Consider the following 23,996-nt stretch of genomic DNA (forward strand, 5'->3'; position numbering starts at 1 on the left):
AGACGTCCGGTTCGTCCGGGTTAGTCTGGATGGGCGAGACAGGAGATTCCCGGCATGGCTTCCAATACCACCACCTCACGCACAGCCCCCGAGCCCGACCCGGCCCCGCGGCCGAAGCGGCGCACGTTCACGGCGGAATACAAGCTGCGGATCGTCGCTGAGTACGATGCCGCCCCCAGCGGGGAGAAGGGCGCGGTCCTGCGCCGCGAGCGGTTGTACCACTCGCACATCATCGAGTGGCGGGCCGCGCGAGACGCCGGAGCGATGGCCACGCTCGCCGACCGGCGGACCTCGCCCGCACGCCCCAAGAGGCCCGCCGAAGCAGCCGAGGCCGAGCGGCTGCGCAAGAGGCTGGCCGTCGTGGAACGGGAGCTGGCGCAGAAGGACGCCGCCCTGGAGCTGCTGGGAAAAGCTTCCGCACTCTTGGAACTGCTCTCCAAGAGTGCGGGCTGAAAGCCGAGGCCGAGCAGGTCGCCGACGAGCTCTTCCAGTCGCTGGAGCGGGAGTTGAACACCACTGCGGCCTGCCGGCTGACCGGTCGCTCACGGGCCACGCACTACCGTCGGCTCAACCCGCCCCCGCCGCGCGAGCGCGCTCCGCGCCCCTCGCCGCCCTCAGCTCTGGCTCCGGCGGAGCGCGCGCGGATCCTGGCACTGATGAACAGCCCGGCCTATGCCGAACTGGCACCTGCCCAGATCTGGGCGCGCGAACTGGACGAGGGCCGCTACTACTGCTCAGTGCGCACGATGTACCGGATCCTGGAGGCCCAGGGCCAGACCGGCGAGCGCCGCCGCCAGGCCACCCACGCCGCCAAGTCCATCCCCGAACTCGTGGCCACCGCCCCCTCGCAGGTCTTCAGTTGGGACATCACCAAACTGGCCGGACCAGACAAGGGCATCTGGTACCACGCCTACGTCATCATCGACATCTTCAGCCGCTACGTCGTCGGCTACACCGTGGAGATGGCCGAATCGGCCGAGCGCGCCGAGGAGTTGATCAGCGAGACCGTCGAACGCAACGGCATCGCCCCCGAGCACCTGCACGCGGACCGCGGCACCTCGATGACCAGCAAGAAAGTCTCGCAGTTGCTCATCGATCTGGGCGTGACGCGCTCGCACTCGCGCCCCAAGGTCTCGAATGACAACCCGTACAGCGAAAGCCAGTTCAAAACCACGAAGTACATGGCCGACTACCCGGCGCGGTTCGACTCCCTGAACCACGCACGCGAGTGGTTCGACTCATTCATTGCCTATTACAACCATGAGCATCGCCATTCGGGCATCGGGCTGCACACGCCTGCGTCCGTGCACTTCGGCACCGCCGGCCAAGTCCAGGACCAGCGCGCCGTCACGCTCAACGAGGCATACGCCCGCCACCCCGAACGCTTCGCCCGCCGCCCCCGCCCGCCCAAGATCCCCGATCAGGCGTGGATCAACGACCCCGCCAAACGCAGAGAACCCGAATCAGCACAACAGAGCGCATAACCGTACGAACGTCTCATTTGACTTGACACGTTCCGAGGATCACGGGCCAGCGGAGCACCACAGTCCGCTCAACGCCTTGGTCCCGCATCGCCTGCGTCCGGTGCTGCCCGTTCGTCAAGAGCGTCGACCTGCGACCGAACATTCGCTCTGGGCTTCCTACCGGTTGTCTCATTTCAAGCCCTTGCGCACGGCGGTGCGGTGAGGATGCTGGTGACCCCTGGAGCTGGGTATCGGACAGGGTGCGCTGGAATCCGGGTTCGATCAGGGCGATGCGCGAGCCGCGGAGCCGCCCTCAGGAGCCCTTCAACGTTGGCTGGGCGATCTGACCGATAGGCAACACCAAGGCGCCAATGACCGGTTTGCGCATTGCCTTCGATTCCGCTGAACGCTTCGGGGCTGCGCGTCTACAGTGGTGGTTCAATTGGTCGGCTGGGGTGGGGGTTTGCGGTGGCGCTGGTGATGGCGGTGCACGGGGTGGGCAAGCAGGCGCTGGGCGAGGAGAGCCTGCTGAAGGACTGGGTGCCTGCCCTGGCCGACGGTCTGCACCGCGCCGGCGGCCCTGCGCTGGGGCCCGGGGAGGTAGCGATGGGTTTCTACGGTGACCTGTTCCGCCCCGCGGGCCAGCTCCTGGCGGTCGGTGACCCGCTGCTGACGGCGGCCGATGTGCAGGAGGGCTTCGAGCAAGACCTACTCTTCGCCTGGTGGCAGGAAGCCGCCCGGGTGGATCCCGCGGTGGTGGCGCCGGGGGCGGACACCCTGGCGCGGACCCCGCGCTCGGTGCAGGCGGCCCTGCGGGCGCTGGCCGGGTCGCGGTTCTTCTCCGACATCGCGCTGCGTTCCCTGGTGTTCGACCTGAAGCAGGTGCGCCGCTACCTGGAGGAGCCAGTGCTGCGGATCGAGGCGCGCGAGCGCGTCAAGGCGCTGATCGGTCCGCAGACCCGGGTGGTGGTGGGCCACTCGCTGGGCTCGGTGGTGGCCTACGAGGCACTGTGCTCACTGCCCGGGCACGGGGTGCGGGCCCTGGTGACGCTGGGCTCGCCGCTGGGGATCCCGATGGTCTTCGACCGCCTGCTTCCCCCTGACGGCCCATGGCCCGCCAGCCCCGCTAATGGCGGCAGCGAACTGGTGTGGACGAATGTGTCCGACCTGGGGGACGTGGTGGCACTGGTCAAAGACCTGCGGCCGCTGTTCGGCGCGCAGATGACCTGCGCGACGGTCGACAACGGCGCCCACGCCCACGACGCCACCTCCTACCTCACCGACAAGCTCACCGGCACCGCGATCAGAGCGGCGCTCGATGGCCGCTGACGGCGGCGAGACCGGGGAACCGCGGCGGTACCTGATCGCCACCGCCACCGCCCACCACAAGAACCACAACGCCTGGGACCGCCCCGGCCTGGTCCAGGCCCGGCAGGACATCATCAACCTGTTCTGCGGGCGCTTCGGCTACCAGCACGTCACCCATCCGGGACTGGACCTCACCGAGTACCAGCTCACAAGACAGTTGCGCGAGTTCTGCAAGTCCCCCGACCGTCGTACCAGTGACCTGGTCGCGTTCTACCTCGGCGGCCACGGCGAGGTCCTGGACGAGGACGCGGGCGGCGGGCACGTCCTGCTCACCCACGACAGCGAACCCGACGACATCGAGGACGCCCTACCCACCGAAATCCTGGCCCGCAAGATGCTGGCCGGCACCAAGGTGCGGCGCCTGCTGCTGATGCTGGACACCTGCTACTCCGGGCAGGGCGGCAACGAAGTCACCATCACGGCTCTGCAACGCATGAGCAGCCGCTGGGGCACGACCCCAGGATCAGGGCTGGTCGTGATGTCCTCCGCCCAGCCGCTGCAGCAGGCCAGTACCGGATTCTTCCCCCGCAGACTACGCGAGGCGGCCGAGGACCTGGCACTTGCCGGAGACGGGCCGCAGACGCTATCGCTGGAAGCGGTGGTCGACCACATGAACGCCGGTGGCACCCACCAGCGGGTGGGCCTGAGCCTGGCGGGCCTGACCGGGCGCGTGCCGCCATTCCTGCCCAACCCCCGCCACTCCGCGCACTTCGCCGAGCTGAGCCTGGCCAGCCTGACCGGACGCGTGACGCTGTTCGCGCCCAACCCGCGCCACTCCGCGGGGTTGACGGATGTGGACCTGGCTCTGCAGCAAGCGGTCAGGTGGCAGCGCGAGGCCGACCAGCGCGACCTCGAACTGGACCAGCGCCTGCTGCGACGCGCCATGGGCTACAGCGGCGACGTCACCGCCTGGTGGTTCGCCGGGCGCGGCACCGCCCTGGACGACATCACCACGTGGCTCACCGCTCCCCGGTGGGCAGGGGGCGGCCAAAGCAGCGTCGAGGAGTGTGCGCGGGCGGTGACCGGCAGCCCGGGGTCAGGCAAGACCGCGGTGCTGGGCATCATCGCCGCGCTGGCCCACCCGGAGGTGCGCCACACCGTGCCTTGGCGCAGCCTGGGCCTGGGGGCCGAAACCGTTCGCGCTGCCCGAGCAGTCGATATTGCCGTCTATGCCCAGACCTTGAGTAACGGGCAGGTTCTCGACGCCCTGGCCGCCGCCGCCCGCACCACGGCTGCTACGCCCGGCGAGCTCTTGTCCGCCCTGACCGGTCGTGAAGAGCCGCTAACCGTCGTGATCGACGGGCTCGACGAGGCCGCCACCCCGACACCTTGTGCTCCGCTGTCCTGGCGCCGTTGATCCACCATGCGCAGGGGCGGATCCGCCTGCTCCTGGGTACCCGTCCCCATCTGCTCCCCGCCCTGGGCCTGCGCCGGGAGCAGCAGATCAACCTGGATGCCGAGCGCTATGCCGATCCGCAGGCCGTTGTGGCCTACACGCTCCGCAATCTCCTGCAGTCCCGTCTCGACTCCCCCTACCGCCACGCCCCGCCCAGTACCACCCGGGCAGTGGCCGGCGCTGTCGCCCAGGCCGCCGACGGCTCCTTCCTGGTTGCCCGACTGGTAGCCGGCACCCTCGCCGCCGCCAGCCTGATCCCCGACCCACACGACCCCCAGTGGGTCGCGGCCCTGCCCCGCCACGCCGACCAGGCCATGGCCGAGGACCTCACCAGCCGCCTGGGACCCGACGCGGATCGCGCCGCCGACCTGCTCCGCCCGCTCGCCTACGCCCAGGGCCAGGGCCTGCCCTGGGAGGATCTGTGGGCGCCGATCGCCACAGCCGTCAGCGGCCGCCCCTACACCGACCGCGACATCCGCTGGCTGCGCGAGGCCGCCGGCTCCTACATCATCGAAGCCGTCGAGGACGACCGCTCCCTGTACCGCCTCTATCACCAGACCCTGGCCGAACACCTGCAACGCGACACCGACCCCGCCCATGTACACCGCGCCATCGCCCGCGTCCTGACCGACCGCGTGCCCACCGGCCCCGACGGCGAACCCGACTGGTCCCGTGCCCACCCCTACACCCTGCGCCACCTCGCCACCCACGCCGTAGCCGGCGGCACCCTGGACGACATCCTCACCGACCCCGAATACCTCGTCCACGCCGACCCCGACCAACTCACCCCCCACCTGCACCACGCCGACGGCGAACCCGCACGCCTGGCCGCGGCTGTCTACCGCAGCGATATCGCCCACCACCGCAACAGCACAGTTCAGCGACGCCGTCAGGTCCTCGCCCTGGCCGCCGCCCAGTACAACAGCCTCACCTTGACCGGAGCACTCAACAACAAGGCCGCACCCGGCAGCTGGCTGCCCCGGCACGCCACCGGGGGTACCGTGTCCCCCGCCATGCGCAATACCCTCACCGGCCACGACTTCAGCGTCACCGCGGTGGCCTGCACGGCCCTCGATGGGAGGCCAGTGGCCGTCACCGGCTCCGAAGACGACACGGTCCGGGTCTGGGACCTGGCCACCGGCCAACCCCACGGCCAACCCCTGACCGGCCACACCGGGCCCATCAACGCAGTGGCCTGCACGACCCTCGACGGGAGGCCAGTGGCCGTCACCGGCTCCTACGACCACGAGCTCCGGATCTGGAACCTGGTCAGTGGCAGGCTCGTGGACGCTCTGCTCCTGCCCGCACCTGTCGAAGCAGTGGCTGCATCCGCGTCAGAAATCTTGGTGTGCGCGTTCGGCCTTGGTATCGCCATTTTCGGCCGGCGGCAGACAGTCAGCAACTGAACCAAGGAGCCCGAAGGCCATTTCTAGAACGGAAGTTTGATCATCGTAGTTTGAGACGATTCCATCACGGTCAGGCAAGTTTGTCTCATCGCCCTGTCCCTTGGGCTAGAAGAAGCCACCGCCACTGGGAATTGGGACACTGGAACCGGGAACCTACATGGTGGTGTAGGGCCGTATTTGGAATGTCCCCTTCCAGGGTGCTGACCTGGGTGTTCGACCTGAAGCAGGTGCGCCGCTACCTGGAGGAGCCAGTGCTGCGGATCAAGGCGCGCGAGCGCGTCAAGGCGCTGATCGGTCTGCAGACCCGGGTGGTGGTGGGCCACTCGCTGGGCTCGCCGCTGGGGATCCCGATGGTCTTCGACCGCCTACTTCCGGCGGGGGCTGCCGACCGGGCGGCAGCGACCTGGTGTGGACGAACGTGGCCGACCTGGGGGACGTGGTGGCGCTGATCAAGGACCTGCGGCCGCTGTTCGGCGCGCAGACGGCCTGCGCGACGGTCGACAACGGCGCCCACGCCCACGACGCCACCTCCTACCCGACAAGCTCACCGGTACCGCGATCAAGGCAGCGCTCGATGACCGCTGATGGCGGGCAGGCCAGGGAGCCGCGGCGGTACCTGATCGCCGCCGCCCACCACAAGAACAACCCCGCGCCGGGATTCTTCCCGCCTGACGTCGGCCACTTCATCATCCGAGCCAGGTGCGTTTCTGCGGTGACGGCAGTCGGCAAGGTTGGTCGGGGTTGCACAGCGCCGGTTTCAGCTTGCCATTTAATGTCCGGATGATCATCGAGACGGTGTTCCGGAGCCCCGGGCCGGTATTGCGGTGTGGGCTGGGAGTGTTGTGGTCACGCCACTGCGCATCGCTACTCCTGGTTGGCATGCCCTGGGCCCGAACTCTGCATCGCGGCTCGGTAACGTCAGCCTGGTGGACCTTAACCTTTTCAACAATGTGCCCGATGGCCTGACACGACGGGCCCGGTCGTTCGTGAGCTCGCACGGCGTGAAAGTAGACGTCCGATCCGTCGAGGTGCACAGGCAGTGGTGGCTTGAGCGAGCTATCCCAGCAGCGACGATCGACCGGATGGCGACGTATCAAGAACGTTGGGGTGGTCTGCTTCTGCCGCCCGCATCGCAGTACGACGGCGGCCCCAAGTTCTTCGATCCGGACTCGCCCGAGGGCTCTGCCTCCGAAGGGTGGTGGTTCGAAGCCGGATCGCAGCGGACCGCCGTCCCCTACTCGTTCATGATCGGACCGAATGATGAATTCGGCATCCATGCGGACCGTTGGACGCCGCTCCACGCGACCGTCGAAGGATGGGTGGAGTCGCTCGCGCTGACCCGCCACGCATCCATGTGGGCAAAGCAGATCACCAAGGTCACGGGCGATGATGTCGACGGCATCGACCTGGACGATTACGAGCCGGTAGTAGAGGTGCGGGGCCTGGCCGACACGTGGTGGCGGGGAAGCGAATCGTTGGTGGCGATGTACACCGGTGAGGCTGAATCCCTCTCCTTTCCCAGGGCACGCACCGCACTGATCTACTCGGGCCTGGACGACTGGGGACTGCGCGGTGGAGTTGAGGACGGCAGTGCCTGAGCACATCAAGAAAGGCGGCTGTCACCCACACGGGGGTTCGCCGGACGTCGGGGCGGCCTTCGCATGATCCTGAACTCAGCTACGAGGGACAGGGTTCGACGCGGAGGCCACATTGCCGAGTTTGCTCCACCAGGAAGCCCGCCAGCGGGCGTTCGCGAAACTGTCGCGGTTTAGGGGCGAGCTCTACGGCTGCCTCACCAGCCGGGGTGATGCGCTGTTCGAGCTGGCGGACGCGCTGCTGTGCACGGACGGACCGGTCAAGACCCTGGTGGACCTGTCGCTGGCACCAGAGCACCGACGCGGGCACGGCTCCCTCTACGCCGCGCTCAACAAAGGCCAAGTCGGCGAGGACCGGCTGCGTCAGCTGCTGGCCGGGTTGCCGTTGCCGCGGGCCGCTGACGGCCGCCTGGTCCTGGCGGTGGACCTCAGCCCCTGGCTGCGGCCGGACGCCGGCACCGCGCCGGACCGCTCGTTCTGCCACACCTACGGACGGGGCAAGGACGAGCACCGGATGAACCCGGGCTGGCCCTACTCGATCGTCGTGGCCCTGGAGAGCGGCCGGACATCGTGGACCGCGCCCCTGGACGCGGTCCGCTTGGAGCCCGGCGCCGATGTCTGCAGCGTCACGGTCGCCCAGCTCCGTCGGGTCGTGGAGGAACTTGTCGCTGCCGGTCAGTGGCGGCAGAGCGACCCGAAGGTCCTGGTGGTCATGGACGCCGGCTATGAGGCCCCGCGGATGGCGCATCTGCTGGCCGACCTGCCGCTGGAGGTCCTGGGCCGGATGCGATCGGATCGGGTGATGCGCCGGGCAACCCCGCCGCGCGTCTACGTCCCCACCGGTGGGCGCCCGCTCAGGCACGGGGCTGAGTTCGTCTTCGGCCAGCCCGACACCTGGGGCCAGGAGCTGGACTCGGCTACACGGTTCCCGTCAACGGACTCACCGTGACCTCGGCGCAGCAACTCGCAACAATCGCAGGCCACTCCTACCCCTCAACCGCCGAACAGACCGAGTAGATAATTTTCGGCAGCCCCCTGGCGTCATGCCCTGCAAGAGTTCGAAGCCCTCACAACGAACATCGGCCCCACCAGGCCCTCGACCAGGCAAGCCCGCTCCGCGCAGTACCCCAGCCAATCATCGATCCAGACCGAATCAGCCGGCTGGAAATACGCCGACATGACCGCCTCAGCAGAGTAATCCACGAGTACCAGCACGCCGCCTGAAAAGCGGATTAGTTTTCCGCAGGCGCACCGCTGTGACCGGTCCTGCGGTAGGCCATCGATCTGTCGTCGGAAAGCAGCGCATAGCGGGTCTCAGCGGCCCGGTACGGAGCTGGGATCATCGGGGGGGCGAAGGCCAGGCGCAGGATCGCCCGCTGGGTCTCGAACGGCTTGTCCCCGCCGAATTTGTGCCACAGGCCCACGAACGCCTCGCGGCGCAAAACCCTCCGAATCCCGCACTAGAGTTCAGCAGCAAGAAATTTTGCCCCAGCCTCAGGAATATATGGCCTTTACCACGCAGTCGCACGCCCCGGCAGCTCCCGCATAAAAACGAGTCAGTAGTTCAGTGAGCTCGTGGATTTCATCTACCGAGCCGGAGTCCAGTGGAAGCCCTCGAATGTTCTCCACGTCATGGCGCCTGGACTCAATCAGCGTACCGATATCGAGCGAGCGCAGGTATTCGTGTGCAGCAATTACGGATTCACTCGGAAGAACCACCGCAACCTCGGTCCTTTTCTGCGCCCAGAGCTGACCTCCGAGAATCGGGAGGAATCCAGCACTTTCTGGTTCCGCATTTTCCCCGGCCAGAACAACATGAGTCAAGTCCCATGTATCTCCAATGTACAGCAGAGTTCCTTGATTAATCTCCTCCAGAAACTTTACCTCGTCATCGACCCTGGAAGGGAATTTAGAAAATATATTCTCTCCAGTAGGAATACTCCCATAATTTGGGAAGCGCCGGAGATGAATATCAACGCTGCTCATACTATTTCCTTTCGTCTGAAAATAAACTGGGGGCGCCACCAGGCGGTGGCGCCCCCAGCATACCGCGTCTAGCCGAACGACCTTAGACCCCATTGGGCGAGGCCCGAAGCGAAGCCAAGAAGAGGCGGGTTGTCAGGAGTAGCGAGACCATCGGTTCCGATGTCCTGTGCCACAACCCCGACTGTAACCACTGCCGCTCCCGTTAGGGCAAGCCCACCAGCGGCCCAGCGGCCTGCTGTCCACACCTGAAGTTGGAACTTGCCGCGGGTTTGCGCGTGGTATCTGGCAAAGGCTCGATAGGCTCCGATTTCGGATCTTCATTGAAAGGATAGTTGAACTGGTCGTACGTTATGACGCCTTTTCCCGGATACGTCTGGGACGACCGGACGTGGATGAAAGTTTCTGGTTTGTAGATAGCAGGAGAAACTAGCGGAGGGATCTCGAATCCTGCTTGAACCGTTCGATTGTCGCCTATCGACGCCAGATAGGTCTGGAGCGCTTTGACATAGCCCTCCACATCCGTCTCGACCGTCGCCACCGCCAACAGCGCACAGGCCGCCACCACCTCGCCAGGCACCACCCCCGCCACCAGCTACACCGTCGCCTCCGGCGACACCCTGTCCGGCATAGCCGTCAAGGACCACGTCCCCGGCCGCTACAAGGCGCTGGCCGCCGCCAACCACATCGCCTCCCCCTACGTCATCCACCCCGGTGAGAAGCTCAAGCTCCCCACCGGCTCCTACGTCACCAACCCCTCCGCCACCCCGTTCCCCGTCGCCGTAACCGTCGGCAAGGCCACCCAGATCATCACCGTCAAGGCCCACGGCAGCGACGCCACCGTCCAGCTGTGGCAGAAGACCGGGACCACCTGGACCTGCGTCTACACCACCATCTATGCCAGGGTCGGCACCAACGGCATCACCAACGGCACCACCCGCACCCAGGGCACCTCCACCACGCCCACCGGCACCTACACCATCACCCAGGGCTTCGGCGTCGGCGCCAACCCCGGCACCAAGATGCCCTACCACCAGGTCACCACCCACGACTGGTGGGTCGAAGACCCCACCAGTGCCTACTACAACCAGATGCGCACCGACACCCAGGGCGGATTCCACCTCACCGAAGCCGGCAACGACGGCAGCGAACACCTGATCAACTACCCCACCCAGTACCACAACGCCCTGGTCATCAACTTCAACATGAACCCCGCCGTCCACACCCGAGGCGCAGGAATCTTCCTCCACGACCTCGGCCCCCAAGCCGGCCCCACCGCCGGCTGCGTCGCCGTCCCCGCCGTCACCATGACCCGCATCATGCAGTGGATCAACCCCAGCCAGAACCCCGTCATCGCCATCGGCTGACGCCCATTCAACGCTCGCGCCGCCCTGGGGTGACCCTTCATACAGCACCACCCCAGGGCGCACCCCATTGGTCACCCACTAGGTAGGACGGCCCGACAGGTAGCATCGACAACAACCAGGACATCATCACCCGCGACACCTGCGGAACCCGCTGCCTCCACCCCGCAGCGCACCGCCAGATAGGCGGGGCGCTGCGACTTCTCCCCCGGTGAACCACCCGGGCGGGTCGAAACCCTCGCCAAGGCAGTTGTGCCTCGCCGCATCGGCATCCGGACACACTCAAGTCCTGGCGCGCAGCCAACTTTCGGCCCTTCCTCCGCCCGGGAACCCGGGCCCAACAAGCGGCCCGCATAGCCAAGTACTCCCCTCGAAAAATTGCCTTCTACAGGGGCCAAATGTCGACTCCTGCCAAAAAGTCTGCCAAATTTCTTTGGCAGACCCGGGAAAACCGCAGGTCGGCAGCGGACGCAACGCGAAGAGACTGGCCGCTGACCTGGGACTTCACCCAGGCCAGCGGCCAGACGGCGGACGAGCCAGCCTGTACGCCGGGTTCATCTGCACCATCCCAATGACCTGCACCTTTATGGGAGCGGAGCGACTGTGACCTGCTAGGACGGGTCGCGGAGCCAGTCAGAGGCAGTCAGAGCCGGTCAGAGCCAGTCACTCTGATTCGACCCCGATTCGACCCGTGACTTCCTCCGGTCGATCCCGAGCAAAAGCGACATTGCGGCACGCCGAGCGATTCGACTCCGGGTCGAACAGGCGGCCTGCGAGGTCCGCGTGCTCGGGCGTTGCATGCGAGGGCGAGCCTGCCCCTGATCAGTGCCCAGAAATACGAGAGCCCCCAGGATTGCCGTCCTGGAGGCTTCGCTGGCACCGATTGGAGGTCGGTTCCGGACGCCACCCGTGCTTTTTGCGGGCCTCGGTGGTGGTGTCCTCGTCTTTGCGAGACAGCCCCAGAATGCCATATCCAGACCCCTTTCTGCACTCCCCCGGGCACTGTGCTGTGCCCTGGTCGAGCCGGTCAGAGCCAGTCAGAGCCAGTCACCAATCTGCCCTCGGTCTGCATCAGATTCCTCGATCTGCCGCCGACCTGATCTTGCTGGGCGACCTCACCGGCCGCTACGCGAGCGGCAGCTACACCCGCCTCAGCTCCACCGGCGCCCTCGCCACCCGGGAGCAGAGCCAAGGAGCGGCTGAGCACGGTCACCGGGTCACGGCGGCCATCGCCTGCCACGTCGCCCGCACCGGCGGCACGGTGGAGGCGTTGGCCCGGATGCTGCTGCATCCGGACCACGAGGGCGGCCGCCACGCCCAGACGATCGCGACGCGCTCAGGGCTGGCGCGTGCCCAGGGCTATATCGAACGGGTCTGGGCCAGCGCCCTGAACCTGGTCGACACCACCGCGGCCATCGACTCCCGTCCCGGGGTCTTTGAGAGCCTTGCTGTGCTGCGGGAGCGGATCGAGACGACCCCGTGGCGTGGTGAGCGCGGCCGGACCGCACTGCGGGTGCTGCAGGCTCACGTCTCCTTCGCCCAGGCCGCCGGCGGCCGGATGCACGCCGCCAGCGAGCGGCAGGCAGCCGAGGCTGCGGGGATCTCCCGGCAGACCCTGCGGCAGGCCTACCAGTTCGTCTTGAAGCCCGGTGGTTGGCTGCGCCGGTTGCGGGTGGGCCACGGCACTGAGGGCTCGACCTGGTACCTGGCAGACGGGTTCCCGGACCCTGCGCTGTCTCGTGATCAACCCATTCAGTTCCCCCCCGACGGGGACCTTGGGGAGTGGTCCAACCCTGAGACGGAAAGTCGCGCTGACGTCGATTCCCGGGTCATCGGCCAGTTGATGGGGCACGACGCCTTCGCCCACGGGGCCCTGGGCAGTTCCGCTCTGATGGTCATCGGCGCCCTGCACGCCCACCCCGCCCAGACCCCGCGCCAACTGGTGGCCTCTGCCTCGGTGTCCCGGGCCACCGCCTACCGCACCCTGGACCGCCTGCGCAGCCATGGGCTGGTCCAAGTGGACGGCGAGGGATGGGCGTTGACGCCCCACGCCCTGGAGGGCATCGGTAACAGCCTTCCGGAAGCTGTTACCGCACCACCCGAAGGACCCGTCCGGCAACGGGGCTGGGCAGCCTTGGCCCTGGCCTACGGCACGGCCGGGATCGCGGCTGCCCGCAAGGCCCTGCACGCCACCGAGCGGGCCGCCTACCGCGACGCGCTCCAGGCCTGGGCACAACGCCGCCGCCCCGCCCAGACCCAGGTGCACCAGGGACGGACCGTGCTGGTCCCCGCTCTGCGCGCCGACGAGGTCCCCGCGCACTGGCAGGCCCCCGGCAGCACCGTCCTGGATCCGGTCACTGGCTCTCCCGTGCCCGGCTGGCAGATCGCCAGCGACGGACGCCTGATCCTCCTCAGCCCCAGCGACGAGCTCACCTACGCCGAGCTCGCCGCCGCCCACACCCACGCCCTGCACGAATGGGAGTCAGCAGCATGACCACCACACCTACACCCACATCGGCGGCCACGCGGGGACCGCGGTGGACTGCGGCCCGCCAGCGCCAGGCCCTGGACCTCAGCGCCCGCTACCGCCACGGGGCCACCGTGCGCGAACTCGCCACCGCGGAGGGACTGGCCCCGGCCACGGTGCTGAGCCGGCTGCGCATGGTCGACACCCCGATGCGCACCCAGCAGCAGGCCCGCGCCCTGCGGCACGGCGCCGGTCGCACTGCCCAGGCACAACAGTTGCGGGACGGCTACCAGGCCGGGGCCAGCGTCACGGCCCTGGCCGACCAACACAGCCTCTCGGTGCGCACCGTGCGCCGGATGCTGCGCGAAGCCGGGACCGTGATGCGCTCCAGCTCCCACACCCGCGCCCTGCAACGGCACGACCGCGAAGCCCTGCAGCAGGAACAGCTGGACCAACTGCGCTGCCGCTACGAATCCGGGGCCCACGTGCCAGCCCTCGCCGCCGAAGCGGGCTGCTCGACCAGCACCCTCTACCGGCTCCTGCGCCGCGCCGGGACCGCGATGCGTCCCCGGGGCCGGTCGACCCCCGACCAGGCCATTGGGCCGCCCTGAGATCCGCCCATTCCCCGAAGCACTCCACACCCTCACCCCATGACTGCTCTTCAATCCAAGGAATCAAAACCATGATCATCGCTCACATCAGTCCCCGGACGGGCGGCAAGACCACCTCGGTCGGCTGGCACGCCCACGCCCTGCACCAGCGCGGCCATGCCGTCACCGCATTCGAGGCGGACTACAGCCACCAGCTCACCGAGTGGGACGCCTGCGCCGGCGGCTTTCCCTTCCCCGTCCAGCAGCAGGCCTCCCCGATGTTCTACAAGAATGTGCCCCCCACGATGGCCCCCGGTCAGATCGGTGTCGTGGACTGCGGCCACGCCGAGGACCACCGCACCATCGTGCAATCGGTCCTGCGCGTGACCGACGTAGCGATCCTGAACACCGCCCCCACCACGGCCGACATCGACCGCATCGACCGCCTGCCCATGCGCGACCTCATCGAGGACATCGCCGTCCTGCGCCCCGACGGCAACCCGCCGCCCACCTGGGTCCTGCTCAACCGCACCGTCACCGGAGCCAAGGCCACCAACGACTACCGGGCCTACCTCACCGACCATGGGTGGAACATCTTCACCACCACCATCCCCAACCGCCAGCTGTATGCCCAGTCGATGCTCCACCCCGTCACCGCCAAAGGCTCCGCCTACGACGAACTCGTCACCGAGATGACCGACCGCGGCCTCCTGCCCACGATCGGGGACCAGCGATGAGCCCCACCCCCGACCGCAGCGCAGCCCTGCGCAACCGCAACGCCGGACAGGAAGTTGCCGCAGTCTCCAGCACGGGGGCCTCGTCCGGCCGGCCTGCCGACCTGGTGATCACCTCCGAGATGGTCCCGGCCCCGGCCCTGACCGGAGCGAGCGGACCACTCAGCCAGGTCGAGCAGCACGAACTGGGCCTGTGCGAGCGGGCCGTGGAGAACATGACCACCGCCGCGTGGCTCGCGGGCAAGGCCCTGCAGACGATCCGCGACGCCAAGCTCTACCGCCACACCCACCCCCGCTTCGAGGACTACATCGCCGAGCGATGGGAGATCGGCGAGCGCACCGCCTACCAGCTCATCGAGGAATGGGCACTGGCCGAGCGCCTCAACCAGGCCCTCGGCAAACCCGCCACCGCCTCCCACACCCGCGCCCTGCTCCCCGTCGCCACCCGCTTCGGCCTGGACACCGCCACCGACCTCTACCAGCAACTGCGTGCCCGCACGCACGCGGAAGGCATCCGCCTGACCGCGACCATCACCAGCCAGATCGTCAAAGCCGGGCTCCGGGCCGCCGGAAAGCAGGCCGAGCAGACTGCCTTCCAGGACGCAGCCCGCCACCTACTGGCCGCCCCCACGCTCTCCCTGAGCAGCGGTACCCACACAAGCACGACACCCATCCCCTCCACATCGCGCAGCGCTTCACCACAGCCTGCCGGTGACGACAGCAGCCTGCGCAATTTCGCAGGAAGTCACGACCAGGTCACGGTGGCCGGTGGTGCGGGAGCCCTCCTTCCGCATGAGGCACCGCCCACCAGTGCCCAAGGAGCCGCTGAGGAATACGTCGGGCCACAGCCCCAAGAGACCTTGACGGGAACTCCCGTACCTGGTGGTGCGACTGCGCCTGTGCCGCCGTTCGTCGTAGCGGGTTCGGCGGCGGTGCCGACGCCGGTCTCCGCGGGCAACGCCTCCATCGCGGCCATGGCCGTCTCCGCTCCTGGCTTCGCACCCGTGTCGTCGGCTCCCGACGCCCTCTTCGTACTGGAGGACATCCGCCGCCGGGTCGCCGCCATCCAGCGCGACCTCGGCACCACGATGGTCCGCTCCCCCGCCAACCCACAGGAACAAGCCCGACTCGACGCCCTGGTAGACGAAATCATCCAACGGCTCAGAAACGCGGCCAACTCCCTGATCGAACCCCACCCCCAGGGCTGACCCCGCGCAGCCCGCTCGGCCTCTACCTCTGCACCGACCGGCTCCCTCGCAGAGCACACGCCGGGGCGACTGGGCCCATCCGTGACCAACCCAGCCACCCCGGCACGTTCCTCCCGAATGTCGACAGGCATTCCCTCCTGGTGGAAGTCCTATGGCCCCCGGAACACTCAGCACGGCGATGACGCGTTCTCCCTCGACACTTCCGCCTCGGAGGGGTTCGTCATGAACGATCAGCAGATGCTGCCGCTTGACGACCTGAACACCCCACCAGCTCTACCCGCAGCACCAGCTGGCCCTCATCGGGCAGCCGGTAGCCATCCGCCTGCCCGTCGACCTGTGGGAGAAATGGCTCGCGGACCCGGGGATCGTGCAGCGGTTCGAGATCACCGCCAAGGACGTCCGCACCTGGCTTATTGGTAACCCCGGCCATCGGAACCTGCGGAATGCTGCGGAGCAACAGGCTGCGATCGCCTCGGGACGACCATTAGGTCTGGGTGTCGACTTGGTCGAGGGCGACGACAAGTTCTTCGACCAACATCTGGTGCTGCTCTCGCTCGGTATGCCGTGCTGGGCTGGTCAGGACCAGCGTCTTTGCCAAGCCAAGAGCGTCTGGCCCGGCGCCCAGCAGTTCGCGAGTGACGATGATGGAGTCCATCACGCCGATTCCACGCGTGCTCCGCATCTCCTGGATGGCTGGCATCTCGGTGCCCGTCGCCAGCAGGGGTCGGAGTTCGGCAGCCAGAGCCGAGAGTCGTGCAGCCCTCTCGGGATCGAGCCCGGTGAGTGCCATTGTTCAGTTCTCCCCAGCCGGGTTCTGCTCGTCTGCGGTGCGGGCCATGACGAGGCCAGCGCTGACGGCCTGTTCGTCGTTGATTCCGACGCGCTGGAGGAAGGCCCAGCGGTCGAGCTGGGTGCATGCCCAGGCGGGGTCGTATGCCGCAGTGGGCAGCTGTGGGATGCGCTTGCGACCCGTCTCGTCCAGTCGGTAGGGCTCCTCGAATGCGGTGTTCCACTTTTGGAAGGCAGAGGTGTATCGCTCTCGGGCTTCGTCGGCGCTGATTCCCAGGTAGGCCGCGACCTGAGCCCAGGAGCTGCCGCGTTCGACTTCGTAGATAACGGCCGAGGCCAGGGTCAGTTCGGCCAGTTCGATGAGTTGCTGGGCTTGGCTGACACGACCGGCGAGCCCGGTGTCGGGATCGTGACGGGTGCCCACCAGCCCGGCGGCGCTGTCAGCCACGTTCCTGGCGTGGTCGGAGAGCACGAGACGGGCCAGTCCTTGGCGGGAGTATGCGGCTCGGTCATCGTCGTAGGGGGTCGTCTCGCTCATGAGGGACAGGGTTCCACGGGCGCATGTTCTGCGAAAACTGGATATCAGTGCCCAGCGGCACCCAGCAGCTCACCGGCGGCTGACCTCAGCGGCGTACTCGGCGCCGAAGCCTTGGCGTTCGCGGTTCCAGTTGTCGCCGGTGTTCTGGTGGAAGCCGAGCAGTCGGCTGAAGACGAAGGACGGCAGTTCGGAAGCGATGTCCATCAGCGCGGTGTTCCGGGCGACCCTGGGTTGGATGCCGATGGCGCGAAGCCGCTTTCCCAGATGGGGTGGAGAGAGGGGCTGGCCGGGGTAGCCGCCGGGGAACAGCCACTTCGGTTTGGTGAGCGGGATGGTCACGGCGTGGCCTTGGCGCCGACGTACGAGTTGTCGGATGAGGTCGTCCAGTGGGGCCGGCAGGTCTGCGGGGCCCGGCCAAGGGCGAGGGTGACCTTGTCTCCGTGGTCGGTGACCTGGTCGGTGGTGAGTTGGGTGATCCGGCTGGGTGGTTGGGCGAACAGCAGCAGAAGCAGTCCGGCCGTCCGGTCGACGGTGTCCAACTGGTCGTCATGGACGAGGCGTCGGACCAGCGCCCAGCGTTGGTCCTGGGCGATGACGTGCGTGGTGAAGTCGCCCGTGTAGAGGGGCACGTCCAGCGGGGCGGTGTGGCCGCGGCGGCTGGTCCACAGCAGGAAGGTGCGGACATAGGCGCGCTGGGCGGGGTCCTCGGCGAGCCAGGTGTCCAGATGGTCCTGGGTGCAGTCGGCGAGACCGCTGCCGTGGCTGTGGAGCCAGTCCAGCAGCCGCACGATGTTGCGGATCTCGTGTTTGACGCTGGCGGCCTGGCCGTGGGTGACTTGCCTGCCGTCCGTCCGGAAGGCTGCGCAGACGCCGCAGGTGGTGCCATGTGGCCCAGCTGCGAACGACCTTCCGCTCGTCGGCGACTTCGACGCGGGCAACGGTCTTGGTCAGGAACTTCTCCAGGGTGACGAGTTGTTCGTCGCGAGCGGGCAGCGCCCCTCCGGCGACGAGGATGACGCGCAGGTTCGTCGCGGTCTGGACCGAGGAACATCGGTCGAGGGTCTCGTGGGTGACGGGCCCGGAGCCCTCAGCCAGTGCCTCAAGGACCGCGCGGCGGGTGGGAAATTTGTTGATCCAACGCAGCACGGCGCGGGGCTGAGCGCGCAGGATTGCCTCGAAGACCGGCTCCAGTTCAGGGCGCATGGCCTTCCGGGAGCCGGTGAGCACGTCGCGCAGGCTGCGACGGGCGGCGCATGCGGTGCAGAGTCCGTGGTGGAAAAGTCTCGCGACGGTGCCGCAGCCGGTACAGGGCCGGCGTGCGGCGGGGTGCTTGGACCAGCAGGTCTGGCACAGCGGCTTGCCGTCCGGTCGGCCCATCACGCGATATGTCTTGCCACAGGCGGAGCAGGGTGTGCGTGGCTCACCGCAGTACTTGCACAGCGATTCGCCAGACGCGCTCAGGTAGTTGATGACCCGTTCGACACCGCAGCGAGCGCAGATGCCCTGCCGCTTGGTCCGCTCGTAGCAGGTCGCGCATTTCAGGGCCCCGGTTCGGATCTTCCTGCAGGGGCCCGGCCACCCGCAGTCTGCGCAGGTCGCCAAGGGCCACTGGGCGCAGTGCACGCACAGGTCGCCCTCGCCGGTGGTCGTCACGTTCTTCTTCCAGGCTCCGCACCGGCTGCACTTCTTCCGGTTGAACGGCACCGCCTGGCGGCAGCTGCCGCACAGCGGTTGGCCGTCGAAGGTCCTGGTGTCCACGAATCGCGGGCGCTGGCAGCGCGCGCAGATCGCGGTGCGGCTGGCGCGCGAGCAGGTCACGCAGGATCGCAGGCCCTCGCGAGTGGCGCTGAGCTCCCGAGCGCGTCGGCAGAACGGACAGGCCGGGATCACCAACCCCGTCGCGCCGCGGTCGAGCAAAGCCCGGATCAAGTCGGCCGTCTTGCGGGGGCCGCGGGCGCCGTTGCCGGTCAGGAGGTTCGGGACGTCCTCCAGAGCGTGCAGCAGGTGACGTTGGCCGTTGCTGCGACGCTCGACCGACCAGACGGCTTCCTTGATCTTCTGCTGCGGCAGACCGACCGGGAGGCAGGCGAGCGTCTCGCAGAGCGAGGCCAGAGGGTCCTTCGGACCGTCCGGGTGCCGGGTGCAGCGGGGCCGTCCCTGCCGGTCGCGTCCGGCGAACTCGTGGCGGCCACAGACGGTGCACGGGTTGGCCAGCGCATACTGACGGGCGTTGCAGGAACTGCAGATCCGTCCGTTGTCGCTCAGCGCCTCCAAGGGGCGTTGACGTTGGCACTGTGCGCATCGGGGCAGGTCAACGTGCACCGCGCCGTGCTCACGCAGAGCACGGATCAGCCTCTCAATCGAGCGGGGTCCGTTGGGACGGCCGGAGGTGAGCAGGTCAGGGTCCGCGTGCAGTGCTTGGGCGAGCTCGCGCCGCTGTGGTCGGCGTTTGACCGTCGAGAGCAGGACCGTCTCGGTGACCTCCACGGCAAGGTCCGGCTCCACGGAGTGCACGACCTCGACGATGAACCTTTCGGGTTCGAGGGCGAACCTCGGCTCCTGTTCGTTCACAGCGACGCTCTATTCGGGCAGGATTCGGGCCCGCTTGGGCCGGAACTCCCCGACGCCCGACGTGCCTTCGCCGGTCTGATCTTCTCCGCCGGCTGCGGCCGTCTTGCGTCGTCGGCCGCCCGCCGCGGAGACCGGCTCGATCAGGTCTTCCATCGAGCAGCCGAGGATGTCGGGCAGGGCCATGAGCGTCTTCAGGCTCATGCGCTCGGGCCGCTCGACCACCAGGCGGTAGGTCTGGCTGGGAGAGAGGTCGATGCCCCGTTCGGCCAGCAGCGGCCGCAGATCGGTCGTGGAGAACATGCCTCGGATGGCCATCACCTCCCGCAGATGCCAGCGGTAGTCCAGCTTCGCCGTCACGTCATCTCCCTACTGTCCGTTATCAAGAGCCCGGTCCAGGACCTTGCGCATCATCGTGTTCATGAAGTCACCGCTGACCCCGGTGTAGATCGCAGTCGTCGACGGAAGCGATGCCCAACTTGCCGCTGGACGAATGCCGGGTCGGCGCCGTCCTCGATCTGGTGCGTGACGTGGCTGTGCCGCAGGCAGTGCGGCACCAACTCCTTGTCCAGCCCCAGCGCGTCACGGTAGGTGGCGAACCGGTCCTCGATCTCCCGGGCCTGCAGGCAACCGCCCCGCTCGGTCAGCCACAACGCAGGCTGCTCGCCCGCCTCCGCGTACCGGGGACGGACGTTGGCCAGGTAGTCCTCGACTGCCTCCGCCGCCCACGGCATGACGCTCAGCACCATCCGGCGGCGTGGCGGCGATCCCTTGGTCCGCTTGCCGTACCGCACGTGCAGCGATCCGAACCGGCCCAGCTCCGGAGCCTTCGGGTTGCGGTAGAAGTCGGTGATCTCCAGCCGAGACGCTTCGGTGCAGCGCAGCCCCCAGCCGTAGATGGTCTTGAACACCGTGGCGTCGCGGTAGGCCGCCAGGGCTCCCTTGCGGCCCAGCCGGATCGCCCGCTCCACCTGGTCGTCGGCGTAGTCGAGGAAGAACTGGATCTCCTTGCGGGTCATCGGCCGCCGGTCGGGGCCGCCCTCGTAGTCGACCAGGTGGGCCGCGGTGTTCCACTCGTGGCAGATCTGCACTGGGTGCGTACCGAACCGGGCCTCGCACTCGGCAGGCCACTGGTAGTGCGGCGAGGTGATGTAGTCGCAGAACAGCCGCAGCGTCGTCTGGAAGCTGCGGATCGTCGACTCCGCCCGCTTCAACTCCGCGATCTGGTACGTCATCCATTCATCGACGTCGGCTGCCGACCACTGCCACGGATAGGCATTGGTGTACTCACCGAAGCGGCGGACCAGGTTCTGCCGACCCTTGATGGTCTCCGGCTGAAGCCGCCGGCCCCCGCGCTGCTGCCGCCCCCAGCCCTCCAACATCGCCTCGAAGACGGCGTCCTCGGGATGCAGCAGAGCCACGCCGTCCAGCAGCACCAACTGGGCGGACCCCTCGCTCAGACCCGTTCTCGACACGCAACCTCCCAGCCCTCGGGTGCGCGAATCATGCATCAGATGAACGCTCGCCCGCAATGGGCCAAGTCACGCCCCTCTACCTCACCGGAAGGACGGTGGTGTGATCCCGCAGGTCACCAGGTCAGCGGTCTCGCCATCGTGCATCAAACGCAATTCCCCGGGGTTCGACCAACTCCGCACCACCTGCCAGTGCTGCGCACGCGGCCTCGACACCGCCCGCGACCAGCCCCAGTGCTGCGCGATCGGGACGTGCTGCCGCAGGCGACTCTCGCCGCTGACCCTGGCCTACGTCCACTCCGTGCTCAAGTCCGCCCTGGAGCACGGAGTCCGCGAAGAGGAGTTCCCCCGCAACGTCGTCCGCAACGTCCGCATGGGCACACCCCCCGACGACGGCGACGAACCACCCCTATGTGCAGCAGTTGTCCGCTGACGTTGCCGTCAACTACTGCCGTCAGACAGCCAGAAGCCCCACTGATGATCTTCAGCGGGGCTTCTGCCATTGGCGATCTACTGCGGGAGGAAATTACGACTCGGAGCCTGATGCGATTCTCCGGATGACCGGATTCCCATCCAATTCCGGGATCTCTTCAATCAGCTGCGAGCGCGCCGATTGGAGAAAGCCCGAGATCTTCTCCAGTAGCTCTCCACGGGCCACCGACGCCTGCCCCGGTTTTTTCGATGAGCTCACCGAGATACTGTCGCCAACTTGACGAAGGCTAATGACCTCCTCGCTCTCCGTGAAGCCGAACGCCGCATCCTCCCCATGGGAGATCCGCTCGACCACCCCACGGAGAGACAGGGCCAGATCCACGAGCGTCACAAATCTCCTCTTCGAGATGATCTCCACGTCGTTCATGACCATCTCGACGTTAACCCCGAAGTATTTGTAGCGAAGGTCGATCTCCGCGAGGCCCGTAGGATCGCCCTGCTTAGCCTCATCCCAGGTCCTACGCCAAGGTGAGGACGACTCCGGAAGGGAGAAGGAAAAGTCAATCATGTTTTCTCCTCGCGGGAAATTCATTCAGCTAGAACGGGAAGGCAGTCACGACTTTCCCGTCGTTCACAACCACGCGAATGCTGGTCAAATCTCCACCCCCATTTGCTGGGCCAGCCTTTCCAACAGTGGAACCGAAGTCCCATTCGTAAACCTGGCCAGGCCGGGGCGCCCCGGTGACGGGGTCCGGCGTATTTGCCTTGGGGGTTCCTCGATTAATGGCGTCGGCAATCCTCTGACGCACCACTTTATCCTTGCCCGTGAAAATCCCCGACTCGTCGTCAACCAATTCTCCGCCGGGCCTGTGGCGGTCCTGAATGTGCTGCCAATCCCCATTGTCAACGGCCGACGTCCCACAAATCGAGGTATTGTGAACCAAGATCGGCGTCGTACCGGCGAGTACATAGTACGTGTGGAGGTCCTGGACAGTCAGGTTCCAGCGGTAGGCCGTGCCGGGGGTCGTCTTGGTCGTGACAACTGTGGGGTGTTGACCGTGGGTGCTGGCGAGGTGGTGGCCAGCGGTGAGGTGGTCGGCTCGTACCCAGGAGTGAGTGGTACTGTCCCAGAAGGGATGGCCAGCCGTGGTGTGAATGATGGATGTGTGGTTGTTTCCGTCGCTGATGGTGATGTCGAGAAGGTCGCTGTCATGGTTGATCAAGACATGCTGGATCGTCCGGCCGCCCTTGTCGCCGCCGGCACTGGGGTCGGCTGCTTCGACTTTGTCGCCCACCTTGAGTTCGCTGATGGGTTTTGTCTTGCCGTCGGCAAGAAGTACTGGGGTACTCGGGTCGAAGCTGTTCGGGTTCGGGCATACCCGCGTGGACTCGCCTGCATCGCCTGAGGCCCCCGAGTCGCCTGCTTCGCCTGAGGCTCCTGAGTCGCCTACACCTCCTACGACCATCAGGAACATGTTCACTGAGGTTGAAAGCGTGATGGCCTCTGCGGGCGGTCATCGGGGCTCGATGTTCAGTCCAGTCTCGGTGAGGGAGTCGTCGATCAGGTGCGGGCGGTACTGAATCTTCTTCAGCTTGCGCTTCATGACCCGGACCAGGTGGTCCGAGTTGGCAGCGGCGAAGTTCGCCGGCCCGCGCTTGACCGGCGACCAGATCCCCTCCTGCGGGTTGAGGTCCGGCATGTAGGAGGGGAACTGGAAGACCTCCAGCCAGTCCTGGTGCTCAACGGCGAACTCGGCCAGGCCGTCGGCGAGATGAACGTTCAGATTGTCCCAGCACCACACCACCGGGCCGCCGAGCTGCAGGTGGGTCATGGCGATGAAGTCGCGGCAGTCCTGCCGGGTGAAGTTCTTCGCCTGGCCCTTGCGGGCCTTGTAGAGGTGCAGCTTGAAGAAGAACCGCGACCGCTGGCCGGGCTTGAAGCAGACCGCGCCGGCCACCGTCACCCGGCCCCCGACGCACACCCGGACTTCGGGTGTGTCCGCGCCGCGCCCAGGTCCGGCCCTTCGGCGGCCTCATGCCCTGGCCCGCCTCGTCGACGAAGCAGATCCAGGCGTTACGGGCCGCGACGGTCCTTTCAACCGCGGCCAGACCTCGGCCTTCCACACCTCCACCGCGGCGACGTCACGCTCCAGCGCCCGGCGCACCGGCACCTGAGCCGACCAGCCGTGACGCCGCAGCAGATGCCACACACCCTGCACCGTGTAGCCGACGTGGAACCTGCGCGCGATCACGATACGGATCCGCCCCAGCGTCCAGCACCGGTCCCCGCTCTAGCCGTACGCCAGCGGACCCCGCGCCAGCTCACGCACCAGGTGTTCCCACTGCGCCGGGGTCAACCGCTCCACCGAGTGCGGCCCCTTCGAGCGAAGCGCGTCCACCCCGCCGTCGTGCCAGGACTGCCGCCACTTGCGCACCTGCCGCTCACCCACCCGCAACGCCGCCGCGACCACCGCCGTCGCCTCGCCACGCGCGAACCGATCGGCCGCCTCCAGTCGTATCCGCTCCCGCTCCACCTGCCCCTTCGGAGTCAGCCCACCACCCTGCGCGTAATTCATGCTCTGGTCGTACCGCAGGGATCAAGGAACGTCAGCCCCCTACGGCC

Annotated in this window: 24 protein-coding genes and 3 pseudogenes; 16 read left to right on the forward strand and 11 right to left on the reverse strand. The window is 67.3% G+C overall.

Annotated elements, in window-relative coordinates; translation table 11 throughout:
* The first annotated feature begins 54 nt into the window (after positions 1–54).
* The 9 genes and pseudogenes from ACXKR8_RS14560 to ACXKR8_RS14600 all read left to right on the forward strand — a co-directional run.
* On the forward strand, positions 55–453 hold the full coding sequence (locus tag ACXKR8_RS14560; RefSeq protein WP_458266979.1) for a transposase: 399 nt from the start codon (positions 55–57) through the stop codon (positions 451–453).
* Positions 450–1,484 (forward strand): IS3 family transposase, encoded by a 1,035-nt coding sequence (locus tag ACXKR8_RS14565; protein WP_458274906.1) that lies wholly within the window; start codon positions 450–452, stop codon positions 1,482–1,484. The genes ACXKR8_RS14560 and ACXKR8_RS14565 overlap by 4 nt, the downstream gene beginning before the upstream one ends.
* Positions 1,485–1,931: 447 nt before the next feature.
* Positions 1,932–2,792: a lipase family protein gene (locus ACXKR8_RS14570; RefSeq protein ID WP_458273337.1), complete on the forward strand. Its 861-nt coding sequence runs from the start codon at positions 1,932–1,934 to the stop codon at positions 2,790–2,792.
* A complete protein-coding gene (locus ACXKR8_RS14575; RefSeq protein ID WP_458273338.1) occupies positions 2,782–4,188 on the forward strand; it encodes a caspase family protein in 1,407 nt (468 codons plus the stop codon). Before ACXKR8_RS14570 ends, ACXKR8_RS14575 begins: the two co-directional genes overlap by 11 nt.
* Positions 4,185–5,633: a WD40 repeat domain-containing protein gene (locus tag ACXKR8_RS14580; RefSeq protein ID WP_458273339.1), complete on the forward strand. Its 1,449-nt coding sequence runs from the start codon at positions 4,185–4,187 to the stop codon at positions 5,631–5,633. The genes ACXKR8_RS14575 and ACXKR8_RS14580 overlap by 4 nt, the downstream gene beginning before the upstream one ends.
* A gap of 182 nt (positions 5,634–5,815) precedes the next feature.
* A complete protein-coding gene (locus tag ACXKR8_RS14585; protein WP_458273340.1) occupies positions 5,816–6,082 on the forward strand; it encodes a hypothetical protein in 267 nt (88 codons plus the stop codon).
* Positions 6,052–6,417, forward strand: coding sequence for a hypothetical protein (locus ACXKR8_RS14590; protein WP_462100504.1), 366 nt, complete (start codon positions 6,052–6,054; stop codon positions 6,415–6,417). The genes ACXKR8_RS14585 and ACXKR8_RS14590 overlap by 31 nt, the downstream gene beginning before the upstream one ends.
* A 142-nt stretch (positions 6,418–6,559) precedes the next feature.
* Positions 6,560–7,231 (forward strand): hypothetical protein, encoded by a 672-nt coding sequence (locus tag ACXKR8_RS14595; RefSeq protein ID WP_458273342.1) that lies wholly within the window; start codon positions 6,560–6,562, stop codon positions 7,229–7,231.
* Positions 7,232–7,352: 121 nt separating this feature from the next.
* A pseudogene (locus ACXKR8_RS14600) lies at positions 7,353–8,135 on the forward strand (transposase); the annotation flags it as partial.
* Positions 8,136–8,722: 587 nt separating this feature from the next.
* On the opposite strand, the gene ACXKR8_RS14605 reads toward ACXKR8_RS14600, so the two are convergent.
* Together ACXKR8_RS14605 and ACXKR8_RS14610 are read right to left on the reverse strand one after the other, a co-directional pair.
* Positions 8,723–9,214, reverse strand: a complete 492-nt coding sequence (locus ACXKR8_RS14605) for a DUF1877 family protein (protein ID WP_458273343.1) — start codon at positions 9,212–9,214, stop codon at positions 8,723–8,725.
* A 202-nt stretch (positions 9,215–9,416) separates the two neighbouring features.
* Entirely contained in the window at positions 9,417–9,803 is a 387-nt protein-coding gene (locus ACXKR8_RS14610; RefSeq protein ID WP_458273344.1) for a hypothetical protein, read from the reverse strand.
* A gap of 301 nt (positions 9,804–10,104) precedes the next feature.
* On the opposite strand from ACXKR8_RS14610, the gene ACXKR8_RS14615 reads away from it, so the two are divergent.
* From ACXKR8_RS14615 to ACXKR8_RS14635, 5 genes are all read left to right on the forward strand, one after another.
* Positions 10,105–10,578, forward strand: a complete 474-nt coding sequence (locus ACXKR8_RS14615) for a L,D-transpeptidase family protein (RefSeq protein ID WP_458274985.1) — start codon at positions 10,105–10,107, stop codon at positions 10,576–10,578.
* A 1,099-nt stretch (positions 10,579–11,677) separates the two neighbouring features.
* The gene (locus ACXKR8_RS14620; RefSeq protein ID WP_458273345.1) at positions 11,678–13,069 is read left to right on the forward strand and encodes a helix-turn-helix domain-containing protein; all 1,392 of its coding nucleotides are present in this window, start codon (positions 11,678–11,680) and stop codon (positions 13,067–13,069) included.
* Entirely contained in the window at positions 13,066–13,653 is a 588-nt protein-coding gene (locus tag ACXKR8_RS14625; protein WP_458273346.1) for a helix-turn-helix domain-containing protein, read from the forward strand. The genes ACXKR8_RS14620 and ACXKR8_RS14625 overlap by 4 nt, the downstream gene beginning before the upstream one ends.
* A gap of 71 nt (positions 13,654–13,724) precedes the next feature.
* On the forward strand, positions 13,725–14,369 hold the full coding sequence (locus ACXKR8_RS14630; protein WP_458273347.1) for a ParA family protein: 645 nt from the start codon (positions 13,725–13,727) through the stop codon (positions 14,367–14,369).
* Positions 14,366–15,574, forward strand: a complete 1,209-nt coding sequence (locus tag ACXKR8_RS14635; RefSeq protein ID WP_458273348.1) for a hypothetical protein — start codon at positions 14,366–14,368, stop codon at positions 15,572–15,574. The genes ACXKR8_RS14630 and ACXKR8_RS14635 overlap by 4 nt, the downstream gene beginning before the upstream one ends.
* 484 nt (positions 15,575–16,058) lie before the next feature.
* Here the strand turns inward: ACXKR8_RS14635 and ACXKR8_RS14640 are convergent, their stop codons facing one another.
* The 4 genes from ACXKR8_RS14640 to ACXKR8_RS14655 all read right to left on the reverse strand — a co-directional run bounded on the left by ACXKR8_RS14640 (position 16,059) and on the right by ACXKR8_RS14655 (position 17,689).
* Positions 16,059–16,364 carry a hypothetical protein gene (locus tag ACXKR8_RS14640; protein ID WP_458273349.1) on the reverse strand — a complete coding sequence of 102 codons (306 nt, stop codon included), beginning with the start codon at positions 16,362–16,364 and terminating at the stop codon, positions 16,059–16,061.
* 3 nt (positions 16,365–16,367) lie between these two features.
* Positions 16,368–16,901 carry a hypothetical protein gene (locus tag ACXKR8_RS14645; protein WP_458273350.1) on the reverse strand — a complete coding sequence of 178 codons (534 nt, stop codon included), beginning with the start codon at positions 16,899–16,901 and terminating at the stop codon, positions 16,368–16,370.
* A 69-nt stretch (positions 16,902–16,970) separates the two neighbouring features.
* Positions 16,971–17,240 (reverse strand): hypothetical protein, encoded by a 270-nt coding sequence (locus ACXKR8_RS14650; RefSeq protein ID WP_462100505.1) that lies wholly within the window; start codon positions 17,238–17,240, stop codon positions 16,971–16,973.
* Positions 17,237–17,689 (reverse strand): hypothetical protein, encoded by a 453-nt coding sequence (locus tag ACXKR8_RS14655; RefSeq protein WP_462100506.1) that lies wholly within the window; start codon positions 17,687–17,689, stop codon positions 17,237–17,239. The genes ACXKR8_RS14650 and ACXKR8_RS14655 overlap by 4 nt, the downstream gene beginning before the upstream one ends.
* Before the next feature lie 854 nt (positions 17,690–18,543).
* Between ACXKR8_RS14655 and ACXKR8_RS14660 the strand changes: the two genes are divergently transcribed.
* The gene (locus ACXKR8_RS14660) at positions 18,544–18,909 is read left to right on the forward strand and encodes a hypothetical protein (protein ID WP_462100507.1); all 366 of its coding nucleotides are present in this window, start codon (positions 18,544–18,546) and stop codon (positions 18,907–18,909) included.
* A 572-nt stretch (positions 18,910–19,481) separates the two neighbouring features.
* Here ACXKR8_RS14660 and ACXKR8_RS14665 read toward each other — a convergent pair.
* The gene (locus ACXKR8_RS14665) at positions 19,482–19,829 is read right to left on the reverse strand and encodes a helix-turn-helix domain-containing protein (RefSeq protein ID WP_458273352.1); all 348 of its coding nucleotides are present in this window, start codon (positions 19,827–19,829) and stop codon (positions 19,482–19,484) included.
* Positions 19,830–19,888: 59 nt separating this feature from the next.
* Positions 19,889–20,944, reverse strand: coding sequence for a tyrosine-type recombinase/integrase (locus ACXKR8_RS14670; protein WP_458273353.1), 1,056 nt, complete (start codon positions 20,942–20,944; stop codon positions 19,889–19,891).
* Between the two features lie 166 nt (positions 20,945–21,110).
* On the opposite strand from ACXKR8_RS14670, the pseudogene ACXKR8_RS14675 reads away from it, so the two are divergent.
* A pseudogene (locus ACXKR8_RS14675) lies at positions 21,111–21,347 on the forward strand (site-specific integrase); the annotation flags it as partial.
* Between the two features lie 120 nt (positions 21,348–21,467).
* Here the strand turns inward: ACXKR8_RS14675 and ACXKR8_RS14680 are convergent.
* The 3 genes and pseudogenes from ACXKR8_RS14680 to ACXKR8_RS14690 form a co-directional block, all read right to left on the reverse strand.
* On the reverse strand, positions 21,468–21,941 hold the full coding sequence (locus ACXKR8_RS14680) for a hypothetical protein (RefSeq protein ID WP_458273354.1): 474 nt from the start codon (positions 21,939–21,941) through the stop codon (positions 21,468–21,470).
* A 28-nt stretch (positions 21,942–21,969) separates the two neighbouring features.
* Positions 21,970–22,848, reverse strand: a complete 879-nt coding sequence (locus tag ACXKR8_RS14685; protein ID WP_458273355.1) for a polymorphic toxin-type HINT domain-containing protein — start codon at positions 22,846–22,848, stop codon at positions 21,970–21,972.
* A 39-nt stretch (positions 22,849–22,887) separates the two neighbouring features.
* Positions 22,888–23,949 (reverse strand): annotated as a pseudogene (locus ACXKR8_RS14690) (IS630 family transposase).
* Between the last annotated feature and the right edge of the window lie 47 nt (positions 23,950–23,996).

The sequence above is a fragment of the Streptacidiphilus sp. PAMC 29251 genome (assembly GCF_054208735.2).

Bases quoted from the DNA above. Each gene is read 5' to 3' on its own strand.
- ACXKR8_RS14560 (WP_458266979.1), top strand. From the start codon at position 55: ATGGCTTCCAATACCACCACCTCACGCACAGCCCCCGAGCCCGACCCG.
- ACXKR8_RS14575 (WP_458273338.1), top strand. From the start codon at position 2,782: ATGGCCGCTGACGGCGGCGAGACCGGGGAACCGCGGCGGTACCTGATC.
- ACXKR8_RS14585 (WP_458273340.1), top strand. From the start codon at position 5,816: ATGTCCCCTTCCAGGGTGCTGACCTGGGTGTTCGACCTGAAGCAGGTG.
- ACXKR8_RS14605 (WP_458273343.1), bottom strand. From the start codon at position 9,214: ATGAGCAGCGTTGATATTCATCTCCGGCGCTTCCCAAATTATGGGAGT.
- ACXKR8_RS14625 (WP_458273346.1), top strand. From the start codon at position 13,066: ATGACCACCACACCTACACCCACATCGGCGGCCACGCGGGGACCGCGG.
- ACXKR8_RS14630 (WP_458273347.1), top strand. From the start codon at position 13,725: ATGATCATCGCTCACATCAGTCCCCGGACGGGCGGCAAGACCACCTCG.
- ACXKR8_RS14635 (WP_458273348.1), top strand. From the start codon at position 14,366: ATGAGCCCCACCCCCGACCGCAGCGCAGCCCTGCGCAACCGCAACGCC.
- ACXKR8_RS14640 (WP_458273349.1), bottom strand. From the start codon at position 16,364: ATGGCACTCACCGGGCTCGATCCCGAGAGGGCTGCACGACTCTCGGCT.
- ACXKR8_RS14645 (WP_458273350.1), bottom strand. From the start codon at position 16,901: ATGAGCGAGACGACCCCCTACGACGATGACCGAGCCGCATACTCCCGC.
- ACXKR8_RS14680 (WP_458273354.1), bottom strand. From the start codon at position 21,941: ATGATTGACTTTTCCTTCTCCCTTCCGGAGTCGTCCTCACCTTGGCGT.
- ACXKR8_RS14685 (WP_458273355.1), bottom strand. From the start codon at position 22,848: ATGTTCCTGATGGTCGTAGGAGGTGTAGGCGACTCAGGAGCCTCAGGC.